This window comes from Endozoicomonas sp. ISHI1, assembly GCF_024606225.1.
Taxonomy (GTDB): domain Bacteria; phylum Pseudomonadota; class Gammaproteobacteria; order Pseudomonadales; family Endozoicomonadaceae; genus Endozoicomonas_A.
The window spans coordinates 35,068-48,277 of record NZ_JAGRPU010000022.1 but is presented as its reverse complement, the minus strand read 5'-3'; the positions used below and the strand labels follow the sequence as shown (position 1 = coordinate 48,277).

Sequence of the window (13,210 nt, the reverse complement as noted above, 5' to 3'; positions counted from 1 at the left end):
AAAACAAAAATGAATGGAACTTTTTCACAGTTGTAGGATCGAACTAACTAAGAGCTTAAATTTAACTCTATTATCAGACTCAGTCACAGTCATTAGCCTGAGAATTTGATACTTATGGAAGCTCAGAAAACGACACAGTTTATGCAGACACAGCAAAAGCCTCTGTTTATTAATCCTTTTCAGCAAAGATGGTTTTCCGGATAATCGCTTCTGCTTTTTCCCGGATAAATGATTCGGTTTGATTGTTCTTTTTTAACCAATCCGTGAAGTCACGTTCGAACGCTTGCCATTGCGGGCCAAGCAGTCGTTGCAAGGAGACTCTCATAGCTGGTCTTTTCGTTAGAATACCTTTTCTGGCGTCATCAGCAAATTCCACACCAGCCGTTCTCCAGGGGCTCATCAAAGAACCATACTGCTCATTTCCCGGAATTGCACAAAATTGTTCCATTACATTTATCATTCCCCAAGATAGAACCCGTTTTTTAAATAGGTGAATGATTGGAATTTTTCCTTTGGCAAGAACATCGGAGACACTGATATCACCGGAACACCAATTGATTACAGAACCTTGTTGTAACAGATCAAAGTCACTATTTACTATTCGACCAGGGGTAATGATGTGTATATTTTTTTCCTGCTGCCCATCGGGATTTCGAAAATTCATGATCACATCTTTTTTATCATCACTGTTGATTTTAAATACCTTAACAGACTTATAGGGAAAAAAGTCCGGTCGCTGTTCAGAGAAATACTCACTGAAGTGGCCCGGATTAAGCTGCCGAGAGCTGACTAACACCACATCTCTGTCGTTGTTTCCTTCCATCAGCACCAGAACTCTCAGCACCTTAGCGAGAAAATATCTAGTATTTCCATAGGCAAAATAAAATACGCTCTGGTCATTCCCATCACTGCTTTTGCTCAGTGGATTAACGCAATACTTACGCAGTAAATCGTCCTTGAATACAGTGTCAGGGTATGTATTTTCCATCAGGTATAAACGCTGACAGCTAAAGCCCATACCCATCTCTTCTATTCCATGAGGGTCTGTTTCACTATAACCTCCGCTTCTGAGTTCATACTCACTAACACCCACCGTTTTGCTGGCAAATTTACCATCGCTGTTTGCCAACGGCGCTATCAAACCACTCGGGCCATGCAAGATAAAATTGGCCTCACACAGCAATTGATAGACTTCCTCTTCCTGGTGCACTGCGGCTAACGGCTGCTGTTCAGGTGGCCGGGATATTTCTTGATGGCGACCATCCAGAATGAAGGTTTTAACGTCATCAAAGGTGGCAATGGATCTTAATCGATTCAGCTCATCAATGTCAGCGGCATGGTGTTCAAAAACAAAAGAGTAATTTGCTTCAGGAAAGAGTTTCCTGACATAACTCAACGCCCTTACCCCGGTCGCAATATCACCATACCCCCTCTCAAAAAAGGTTTCGCTCATATACTGCCGGGTAGCAACCACAATTTCGATTGTTCGGCTATTAAAGCTTGAGCTACCTTTTGGTTCAGGCTCATTTAAAAACCTTGTCAGGTCTTGACTAAAAAGTCCTGAATTAAGCTCTGTAATATTCATGTTTTTTCTTGACTCCTCTTTTCTAATATTTGTATCTTCCTTACCAGGGCATAACAAAAAATGTATCCAAACATTACCGAAAAAATCACTTTTATATTTTGGATCAATGATAAAATAATTCCCTAACATAAATGTCAGCTACACTAATGATCCTGTAGGCGTAAGTAGTTGGCCAAATGGAATCCTTCGTTCAATTGTGAACCCGCATAACAGACCTCAATAAAACCTGAGCAGACCAAAAGAATCAGTTAATATTTTCCCATCATTACCACCCTTTCATCTATTTTGATGTGCGTTATTATAGTTTTATTAGTTTTTGCGATAAGAAAATCAAAAGTTACTTTCTTTCAAAAACTACGTATTGCATAAATCGTCTTAAAACAACGCTGCTGAGAGTAAAAGACAGCATGTTCGACAAAAACAGTAAATTCGGTCAAAAGTCTGATGCCATGCCGCAGGTTTGAAAGAAAAATACTCATGGAGGAGAGTTATCTGGTTCTGAAAATAAATAAGCGGAACTCTTTTATCGTTATATGGTCAAAAAGCAAACGAAGTTAACACTGTAAACCTGGCAATCTGGAAATGCATTTTGCCACTATTAATTGACTCATGGAGAGGAAATTATGCACATCAGCGATACCATTAAAACCAACCCATCCAGCTCCCTGGGAGACTGGCAAGCAGCAACCACTGAAACAGTCAATGCCTTTGCCCGCCAGGTTTCTGCAAGAAACCCGGAAAAAACCTACCTGCCAGAAGCTGAAAACGTCTATTTTAAGCACAATCGATTATGGCAACATAAGGGTCAGTTTGAGTTTATTCCAACTCTGAAAACACCATCCCATATCGGCATTGTATACAGAGGCGATTCGAGACCTCCGGAAACCATCTTCAAAACAGGATTTAATCGAAAATCAGATGATTCGGATTCAATTAACGATAATGACTTCCTTGAAGCTTTGCTGAATACGAAATTGAGCCCCTATCATCTAACATATGGACTATGCATTGGCAACTGCCAATTGGTGAATGACTCACAAAATAACATCATCAATACCAGCCGCAACATTGCGGTCGCAACTTGGTTCCCATGGTTTTCATCGCAGCATGAGACGGACGACTTGCCTGAGCCTTGGGAGGAAGACAGCACCTATGTTTATCAGTGTTATGTCAATACCGGTATCGACATTTGCAAAACAGCTGCAGATCTGACGGGAGGGGGGCTACACACTACTTCTATCACGTCTGCAGAAGAAGTACTCACGACAGGCATACCTCCTGAACATATAGTGAGTTCATGGCCGGTTAAACGAACGGTCTTTGATGCCGGGCGTCATTATATGTACGGTTTAAAAACCAGAATTCAGGAAAAAATAGAAAACCCTCACACTGATCAATGTGTAAAAACATTTACAGAAGCATTTCGGCCACCTTTGGATCCAATACATCGTAACCATTCAATTTCGTTAAGCATAGGCGCACATTTTGGAATAGTTACTGACCAGGAGGATGATGAGCTGTCATGAGGGCATTGCTCATAAGCTACCTGACATGACCTGAGTACCAGGCTGGGATTAGCTCACTCCCTGATACCATCCTCATACAGACTTCGGAATTCCGGCGGGGAAATACCGAAGTCTGCCCTCACGAAAACCAGAACAGTTAATCCTTTGCTTATCATTGTTTAAAAAACATATGCAACAAAGGAACTTTACTGAAATAAAGCAATCTATACCTTCAATCAGACAAGAATTAATTGTTTTGTCCTGAACATGACGTTTATATATTAAGGAGAATCACGATGTCACTCCCTGTTTCCAATCATTGCGCCATAATCCATGGTGGATCTGGCACTGTGCCAGAACAATCCACAAAATTGGACAAGAAAAAACAATGGGGTCGCCGAGAAGTAAGAGAAAACGCCCCCCTCCAAAAAACCAGTAAGAAAAATACGGCTGCAATCCATGGCAAAAAATTCACTGCTATGTCGATAACAGAACGTTTTGTTTTTGCTCTTGGTCTTTTTTCAGGTTTACAGAGTGTGTCTGCAAAAGGCAATGGAAAAAGTGACACGTGCAGTATGGCATCCCCAACAACAGCTGAACTCAACACTTGCCCAAAAGCTGGCTTTTCAGAATGGGTCGCAAAATTACAGGAAACAGGCCGAAAAGATGATGCACAGAAGGCGTGTCTGGCAGATACGTGCTCAGCCCCCAAAGAAACCATCCACAAAAAAAAATCAGCGCCTGAAAGAGAAAGTCAGTCTCAATCCTGTCAGAAACCAACCCTGATGGAACAGATCGGTCCAGCGGACAGAATGACCGGTGTTTATAAAAAATCAGACGAGACCAGTCTGGTCCTTGGTATTAAGAACCCTGAAACAGTTCCTGTCATAAAAAAATATAAAGACCTCGTCCGTATGGAGTCCAAGGCGTTAGAGTTAAAAAAGATTCTGGAACAGACTAACCAATACATCAAAATACACAACAATGATTTCGGAATGCTTGTTTATGATCATAAGCAATTTACTGTTCTAAAAAAGTATGATCTCTTTCCTTTAAGCCCCTGCATGAAAGGCCTGTTTGATGAACTCGACAGCTACGATACGGCATTAAAAGAAATTTTCATGTATCAGAAAGAATCCGGAGATTATCAAGCCTATGCTAAAGAACTGGACGAATTAATAAAAGGACGCAGGACTGTATGTGTAGGCTTATTACGATCATTAAAAAGCAAATTTAATGATTTAGAAAGACAGACATCAACTGCATTAAAAGTTAATAGTGATCGCAAAAAAGAGGATATTCTGCAGCACAGAAAATACATTGATTCCCAGATTAAAAAATCAGAAGCCATTCTTAGCTCTGTAGAAATAAAAAAAATGTTCCGTCAATGCATGAAGGATCGTCAAGATTGCCTCAACGAGCAAAAGTGGACTGAAGCCAGGGAGCTTGCTGAAAGAGTCAGAGCCAGGAGAGAAGCAAACAAGAAAAGCTATGGTATGAAGTTACTTAATTTACTGTCTGTAACTTACTTAGTATCTTGTCTGAGCCTGATAGGTTCTTCGCTTGCATTGATTCCTTTGCCAAGAAAAATAACCCGTTACTTCGCCGCCAGAAAAAAAATAGACACTAGTCGCATATTAGAAAAAATAATCAGAACCGAGAAACTGAAGATGCCAGTGGACATCAAAAAATCTATGGATAAGTGCGACACTGCTGAAGACGCAGCGATTTCAAGCAAGACCAGCATCAAGTTGAATCTGTACCCCAACGACTGGGAACACGTGTCTTTACCAAACTATCATGACTTTAAGCAAATCAGGAAAAATAAGCGACCCAAACAAAATATTGGAGCAATAGCTAAAATCAAGGATATCGTTATGCCAAAAGACGAGCTGCCTGTGAGGCCGTGGAAAGAGGATATACCGATAAACCACCAATGCATCAGGCCAATTTACAAAAGAGGTTTTACCCCATCCGGTAAAGAAACGGATACAAAAAACATCGTTGCCTATGCCTATTTTGATCCTTCATCAGATGCAATCAAAAGTACAATATCCGATGATGCCATTGAAAAAATGCAAAGCATTCATGAAACAGGCCGTTATGCGCCCCATGAAAGAGGCGCTACAGGCTACAAATGCTTTAGATATAAGGATGTGCCATTGTGGGAGTTTAAAGTGGCTGGAGATGAACGGGTATACGGCTTAACGATTCAAGCAAATGAGGAAGGTAGACAAGCGGGTGTTGCTCCCCTGGTTATATTCGACACGATATTGAATAAGAAATTATAAGCGCCAACCGGCTCTTACATTGCACTTATTGCATTAATCCAGCATACAGTGAGTTACAAATCGAATTCAAATTCACGCTACTTGAAAACTCTATGGCAATTTCTGTCAACTCATCGGATTTGAGCACAAGCGCGTTACTGGCGTTGAATGCCTCCCGCAAGTAGGCATTATTAACAGATGTCTGAAACGCGTCAGGGTTATCAATTGCAGACATCATGGCATAAAGCTCCTCAGGCGAGGATGGATCATAAGCGCCACATCTGTCCCTGACCGTATCGTGAGCCTCAATGGAAGCACCAACCCAACAATACGTTAAGCAGCCGCCTTTCGAGTGCGTCACTTCATACAGGTAATGCGCGAAGGCTTGACGAATCGCCCGCTTGCATATGTCTTTTAAGTCCCGGAAAAGCTTTTGCTCCTCATGTGACAATTCAAGGCGATCAAGAATAGGTCCATATTCGTTTTTGATATCATTCTCATTTTTCTGTTCTTCTTTTTGAAATCGAGATCGCTGATGAGGAGGCAGTGATTTAACGTAGCCTGGAAGAGAATTGGTTCTATCCAATAATGTTCTTATCTCACAGATTCTCAGAGCATGGATGTATTCTTCATATTTTGCATCATATTGATTGGATTTTTCCATTAGGTACGTCAAGTCGAAGTTTTTCTCAACGCTTAGCTGAAACAGGGCCTCGGTCTTTTCATGAATCACTCCTTTATACCAGAAAGGTTTCCCCATGATAATCACCGGACGGTGGTTCGCTTTGCCCGAGGTTAACTGCTTAAATGCAGGATAGTGCACCAACATACGCTCTATATTCGGAATGCCCTCAGGTTGGTCCGTCCAGGCAGCTTGTATAGATGAGCGTTTAATTTTATCTTCAAGGGATGGCGAAAACCCATCATGACAATGAGTCACGAATAAGGTCTCCCCTTCTTTCATTTGGAAGCTTTCATAAGCCAACCGCCATATCCGTCTACTTTTTTCTCTGGACAATAACACCCTGTACCACTTTTTCAGGCAATGGGCGGCTTTAACCTTCAGTTCATCGACCGCTTCCAGAGACACCAATAGTCCGTGAAGAGCACAGTTCAACATACCGTTATTCTCATAGGTCGGCAGTGGGTCCAGCCAACCCGATTCCATGGCTTCACGGGCAAAGTGGATAAACGAAGACTTGGCCAGGTCACTGTCTTGCTGCAATATGCGCAGTATTGAACTCAACCACAGGTGAGGGCTTGCTCCAGCCTGATCAATCATTTTTGAATAGAGAGACTTGAGGAGTTCAGTGACCTGATCTTCATCACTGACGGCTAATATCTGTTTTACTGCCTCCGGCATTGGTGCGGGTTTACAGTAGCTCGAATACACAGGGCTGATCAATGCCATCTCTTCCTCGCCCAATGCTTTTGTCTCCAGAGACTGTATCAGTGAGACGCCCATGGAAAGACCGGTTAAATCTTTTCTCTCCCAAAGGTTATTTATTATATTGGTGATTCTCAGATTTGTTGCTGGCCATGCACTGTTTCTATCAAGGGCTTTGTTCAGTTGTTCCAGGCTCATACCGCAGGCTTCAGCCAGAGCATGCTGTTGTGCTGAATCAGCATCTTTCAGAAGATCTTTCAGGAGAGCATTAATATTCTTTGACACATTGCTGAAACCACCGACGTTCCTGGTGGGCAGGAAGTCATGGGTGATTGCGATCAAAGGTGCCGGTGCCCCACCCAAATCCACCGATTCCCAGGTTTGGCCTCCATCCGCGGAATACTCGGCAAAGGCGTGGATAAAGCTCTGAATTTGCCGACATGGAATCCCGAAGTAACGACAAAAAGCAACAAAAACAGGCACACGATGACGACAGCTACCTTGTCGTTGTGTTACGAGGAATTTAAAGAAATTGACACCGTCCTCCGGTGCCGTCTCACCGGTAAACAGTTTGCAATAGTGTTTGATCGCTTCAATGCGTTGCATCGTGTCGTCAGTGTTTTTTATTGTCAGCAAAAGCGCCTTTATTTCGGGTGGGTGTATTTCGGTTGGGTGTTGGTCACTAATGGTCTCAAACAGTTCGTCCAGTACGGCTTTCATACCTTCTGAGCAGCGGGTGTCTGAACGGGTTGATTGTTCTGAACAGGCTTCTCTGAAAGGTATTATTCTGTCCGGCTCTCTCGGTTCTACGACATAGGCACATTGAATACTCCGGATGTCCCCGGCCCTGCGAAGAGTCAGTGTATGAAGCCCGGTGTATACGTCCCTGGTCAGGATAAATGGCAAATCGGGTTTAATACTCAAGGCCACGATGTAGTCGTCAGGCGTCAGGCTGGGCAAGGCATATAGACCATTGTGCGATGACATGCACAGAGTCGCCAGCGTTCCGCTGGCTAAAGTCATTTCCCGGGCATGTTCTGGTAATGGGTCCGGGATCAGTACATCGTACCCCTGAATGTGTTGATCAGCCATCTCGGTCAGCTTGATTTCACCCTCAGCAGTCACATCAATATCCTTTGCCCTCCAACGATACATTGCGGAAGGAAAGTCTTGCGTATTAAAAACTTTATAATCCTTAACATCTGGTATCGCCCGATGCTCAAAGTTCGTTCTCCGGTCTAATGTATTACGCTCTTTCCCGTGAACCATTGGGATGTATTGTTCAGAACCCTCAACCCAATGGTTCTGCACATCACTTATCTGATGCCAGAACGCAGGCCACAATCGAACCGCATTGGAGTTCCATGCGCTTATCCGCTGATCAACCTCCCGAAGATAAGGTTGGGAAGGCGATAATTCCAGCGTTTGTTTTTCTTCTTCCGTCAGAGGAAACACGCAATTGGCGTCCACGCCAGTCTGACCATACTCACGATCAAACCAGCTTTGCTGCCAGTATCGATAAAGTGCCCGGGTGAGCGTATCGTCGGACGGGTCCGGCTTCAGGGAAAGACCGGACGCCTGCCACCTGGCCTGAGCAACCCTACTGATTATTTCCGTTCTGGCTTTCTCTCCATCCGGATCAGCCTTAATACGAATTTCATGGCGTTTTTCATCGATACTGTTGAGATGACTGCGTCGTATTAACCAGGGACGATCAGTGCGCGTTACCGTTTGGTTGAACCACTCGCACAATTCATAATCAAGCTCACCCTCACTCATGTTAAGAGCCATGTTAAGAGCCGGTGACTCTGGCAGTTCCTCCAGCGACAGGTTGGCGGCCATCAGATAAAGCCGGTAGTGCTGATTGAGGCATTGATGAAGTCCTTCTTCGGTAAAATCACCTCTTCGCATGACGGCCCTGGCCACATTCTGTAAATCAAGGCTGGTGGGCTGCAACGGCAGTTTTTTCTGTTGCAGGCAAGTCCTCAGACGACAATGTTTCTCGGTCAGCTGTTTAGCCAGGACTTTCCCCTGCGGGTTATCTGGCAACACTTTCTCAGCAATGGTCTGCAATTCTGCCGTGTTGTATTGCCGGATCGGCAAATGTCGGAAACGCCCTTTCAGTGCCGGTGATAAGGGCTTGCGCCCGCTGTACTCCGGTGGATTGATGGTGGCAAACAGATGGAATCCGGGATGGGCGTCACCGGCCAGAATATCGTTTAACTCACCTTCCAGATGCTGGCTGTCGATCAGATTCATTTCTGAAATCACCACGATGCCGCCATGCACTTTTGCCGTCTGGATCTTTTCACACACTTTGTCCCAGGAACAATCACAGGCATTCAGGGAAAAGACCTCTGGCATGGATTCTCCTTGTTGTCCGGCCTGTCGTTTGACACTTTCAATCACCAGATTCAGAGTGGCGTCTTTACCCCGTCCAGCCGGGCCTTCAACCAGCGTCGCCTGACGACCGTCGTGTTTCCTGTTGAGATGATAAGCCTGCTGACAGCGGCTTAAATCCTGTCCAAGCTGTTGCACCAGCTCATGGACTGCCGATCCGGAGGTATCAAAGTCAGGTCGGGTTTGTCTGGTGAATGTTTTGAAGGCCTGCTGTACATCCAGAAGAGTGGTCTGGTGATGAACTTTGTCGCTCAGGGTGTTGTCTGGCTCGTAACGGGCAGCGAACCAGATTTCCAGTGCTGTCAGGGCATCCTGATGACTCTCGCTGATTTCGGGAGCCAGGACATCCCGAAAGCTTTGCTGGATCAAACCGTTCATTTGCTTACTGGTAACACTGTCGTTTACTGGTAGCGCACAATCCAGATACCACCCCACCCAACTGCAGATATCCGTTAAATCCCTGGGGGTAAACTCACGTTCTGGCAACAGTTCCTGATAATATTGCCAGAGCGCCATCACACTTTCGGTGGCACTTTGTGCAATGTCGTTTATTTGAGTCTCCGGCAGATGTCGTTGTAGCTGCCTGACCAGAGCCGGTTCCACCACCCTGTCCCGAAGGAAAGCCCGGTCCAGGCGGGGGTAGTAGGCTCTGGGCAGTTTTTCTTTCAGGGTCGGGTCCAGCTGGCGCCCGGCGTAATGATCCGGGTTACCGGTGAGAATCACCCGGTGTTTTGAGCTGACCTTGACAGGATGACCATTCACATAGATGCAGGGTTCGGGTTCCCATAAGCCGTTTAATGACGCCAATAATCCCGCTTTGGTGAGATTAGCTTCATCCAGAACCAGTGTTAGATATTCTCCGTCTTTGTCAGATCGGGTATTGGCCCATTTCATCAGCATCCGGTTTTGCTGCTCCATAGAGCGGTCGCCATCGGCGTGCTCTTGCCACTGCCAGCGTTTCATCAGGGTCTGTTCACTGTCAGAAGGTCCGAGGGAAATGACCGAAGCCTGTCCTGACGCTTTCGCCATTTTGGCAGAAAAGTAACTTTTTCCGGTGCCGGTTTCTCCCTGCAAGAATATAACGGGAGAGTCAGCAAGTCGGTCATGGAGTCGGGATAATCGACGACTTTCACGATCCTTTTGACTGATCTCGCCGTGATAAAGATCCCGGGCCAGTGCTGACAGGGGCTTATCAGCAGAACCCGTCCATTCCAGTGATTCAGACAGTCGGTTTTCGATGCGTTCAATGCGTTCTGCGTCAGAATTCTCTGTTACATATTCTCCCCGGGCCACATGAAAACAATCGGTGGCCAGAGCGTGAATAGCACCGGATCGGTTCTGCCCCGTGGGTAAAGATAACTGCCAGCCAGAATCCAGTGCATCTTGCAAACGTTTGATCTGTCTTGAGGGCCTGATGGCTAACCGGTGATATTGTTTTGCTGTTGCCGGATCGAATTCCAACTGGTGCGCCACTGCCTCTCGTTGTTGTTCAGGCATATGAGCTACGATCATGGCACAGACTCTGTCCAGAACTTCTTTTTCAATCCTTGGTGAAGGTGGCAATGGATTTCCATAGGACCGCTGTAACCCTGCAAATCGCCCGACTTTAAAGACTGCCGGGTCAAAGGCACGGGCCAGTTGCCACAGGTTCTGCTTTACAAATTCTCTATCCAACCTCAGGGAACTGTTGATGATGGCGGTTAACCGATCCGGATCGATCGAGAAAGTTTGATGCTCATCCGATTTCACATGAGCATCTGGCTTCTTATAAGCATCCGGCAGTAACTGCCAACAGACTACTTTCATAAAATCCCGCACTGACGGATTCTGCCGGGTGCCATGGGTGATGACGCTATTGACAGCCTTACGCCAGTGGCGGGCCAGGAGCTGTGGGGACTGGTCAACCTGCTGCGCTCGCCGGGCAGCCAGTATCAGGTTATTCAACAACCCTTCAGTGACCTCAGGCAGAGGGTTACAAAGGTCAGCAGGTACGGTTTTAAACGCTTCGTAAAGTTGCTGAAGCGCCTGTTCGGGCAGCTCCGCCCGGGGGATATCATGCCTGGCCCCATTGATACCCCAGATATCCACCTCTGGACACGGTTTACCTGTGGCGATCATCGTATTGAATAATGAAGACGGACTTTTCGCAGACTCAGGCCAGAGTACAGTAACATGAGCTTTCGGGTAGGCCTGTAACTGGCCATTAAGCAACAGGGGTTGCCCAATAACCAGGGGTTCCAGAAGTTGCTGAAGGTTTGGGTTACTTTCCAGTCCCCTCAATACCACAGGCTTGCCAGACGTTAATGCCTCCTGCAACTCAGTCTGACGTCGTCCAAAATGCGCCTTTTGTTCTGAGCTGATATGGATATTATCAAACAGTTGACTGAGGCTGGTCTGTTCATTGACCTGAATCACCAGAGGTGCCTGTTGCCGGTTTATCCAATGACTGGCCTGGACAGGTTGTTTATAAATGACGGCATTAAAGGCCGGATGATCTCTCACTGAGTGCTCATCGTTTTCTGCCAATTCCAGGGCTTTCGGTTGCCGTTTGATCTGAGCCACCTGCAGTCCGGGCTTCAGACCTGTCGTTTCGCTTATCGTCTGCAGTGAACCCAGTAAACGAAACCAGAGTGTTTCTGTGAGGGGAGACGTGACGGTGATTACACCACCCGCTCGAACTTGTTCCAACAGACGAGTATTGGGGACTGCGTAGCCTTCCGGGGTAATGGCAATCGAGCTCAGCCATTCCCTGATATTACTTTTGTTAATGATGATCGGGTCTCCCGGCGCCTTCAGGGAAAGTCCTTTATCCAGTTTTTTCTCAAGTCCTTCTTCATTCGAGTGGGATAGAGAGCGGGGCAGAGAGCGAAAGAGGGTTTGGAACAGTGAATGAAGCTCGTCCTTCCCTACCGGCATTTGATAAAACTGAATATCGTCGGGTAACTGACAGATCTTGCCATTGCTCTCATAGCTCTTTTGAGCCAACATTTGTCGAACTGTCTGTTCAAAGGCCAGATCCTGCCAGTCGGCCCCTTTCAGAATCACCCGTTGTCCAGCCCTTAACGACTCAAGCCTGCCGGGGATATGCTGGATTCGCCCCTGTTGATCGACTCCGGGGCCACCCAGCAGCAATTGTCGCCAGTGACTGTGCAAGTGACAGTCAATAAGAACGGTATTGTCGTTATCCATAGCACTTTCAGCGCTGGGACATTCAGCTAATACCGGAGGAACGTCGTTGATCTCCATCGCTTGGTCATTGCCGGACTGTGCATCAAACTGCCAGGTATTTCCCGGGCGATTAATTCGCCGCCAGAAATCAGCGCCCGGAGTAGCGTTTCCCAGCGCGTGATCACTCTGGCCAACCGATGCCAACTGCGCAAGATCTGCCAGAACCAGCAGGGCAACATGCTTTCCCAGGGGGCGTTTCTTCTGACTGACTTTGTCGTACAGACAGGGGTTATCCGGGTCCAGTAAATCGTTAAACTTTGGCAGCTCCTCACTGCTGAGCTTGCGGATATCCATCACCAGAGTGAGTGGCTTTGGACTTTCAAACAGCTTGCCTGAACGCAGAACGTGGCGACCGTCGTCCGAAATGCTCAACCGGCTCACCAGATTAGCCTGTGAGAGGTCATCGGGATGGGAAATAAGAGCGACATCCCGATGTTCATCGCCGGTCTCGGCCACTAAAAGCTGCCGAACCTCATCATCATTGGCGACAAAACGGAAATCGAAGGAATGAGAGGCGCTTCGGAGCGGGGAATCTGTTGAGGATACAGTTCTCACTTTGTCAGGCAACGTCACCGGAGGTGACGATCTATTGAGTTCGGGAGTTACCTCAGAGCAGGTGGCAACAATCTCTGACGATAACGCCAGCCTTGCTCTCTTGGCTGGCACGGCAATGTTAAGAACAGAGTTGTTTATTTGCTCACCAATCTGACCATCCATAGTCGATCTCCCATCCTGTCATCCGAAGAACTGTATTGAAATTCCTTTGTTGTTCGACCTTCAGGCAGGATGAAAGTTCCGTCTGGATTGTTAGCCGTAACTATTGAAGGAAGTCACA

At 46.3% G+C, this 13,210-nt stretch carries 4 protein-coding genes; 2 read left to right on the top strand and 2 right to left on the bottom strand.

The window, feature by feature from the left end:
• Positions 1-169: 169 nt before the first annotated feature.
• Entirely contained in the window at positions 170-1,714 is a 1,545-nt protein-coding gene (locus KBW69_RS14465) for a hypothetical protein (RefSeq protein WP_257281319.1), read from the bottom strand.
• Between the two features lie 494 nt (positions 1,715-2,208).
• On the opposite strand from KBW69_RS14465, the gene KBW69_RS14460 reads away from it, so the two are divergent.
• Both KBW69_RS14460 and KBW69_RS14455 read left to right on the top strand, forming a co-directional pair.
• On the top strand, positions 2,209-3,111 hold the full coding sequence (locus KBW69_RS14460; protein WP_257281318.1) for a hypothetical protein: 903 nt from the start codon (positions 2,209-2,211) through the stop codon (positions 3,109-3,111).
• Positions 3,112-3,386: 275 nt separating this feature from the next.
• Positions 3,387-5,381 carry a hypothetical protein gene (locus KBW69_RS14455; protein ID WP_257281317.1) on the top strand — a complete coding sequence of 665 codons (1,995 nt, stop codon included), beginning with the start codon at positions 3,387-3,389 and terminating at the stop codon, positions 5,379-5,381.
• Between the two features lie 25 nt (positions 5,382-5,406).
• On the opposite strand, the gene KBW69_RS14450 is transcribed toward KBW69_RS14455, so the two are convergent.
• The gene (locus KBW69_RS14450) at positions 5,407-13,092 is read right to left on the bottom strand and encodes an AAA family ATPase (RefSeq protein ID WP_257281316.1); all 7,686 of its coding nucleotides are present in this window, start codon (positions 13,090-13,092) and stop codon (positions 5,407-5,409) included.
• Between the last annotated feature and the right edge of the window lie 118 nt (positions 13,093-13,210).

Bases quoted from the DNA above. Each gene is read 5' to 3' on its own strand.
- KBW69_RS14465 (WP_257281319.1), bottom strand. From the start codon at position 1,714: ATGTTAGGGAATTATTTTATCATTGATCCAAAATATAAAAGTGATTTT.
- KBW69_RS14460 (WP_257281318.1), top strand. From the start codon at position 2,209: ATGCACATCAGCGATACCATTAAAACCAACCCATCCAGCTCCCTGGGA.
- KBW69_RS14455 (WP_257281317.1), top strand. From the start codon at position 3,387: ATGTCACTCCCTGTTTCCAATCATTGCGCCATAATCCATGGTGGATCT.
- KBW69_RS14450 (WP_257281316.1), bottom strand. From the start codon at position 13,092: ATGGATGGTCAGATTGGTGAGCAAATAAACAACTCTGTTCTTAACATT.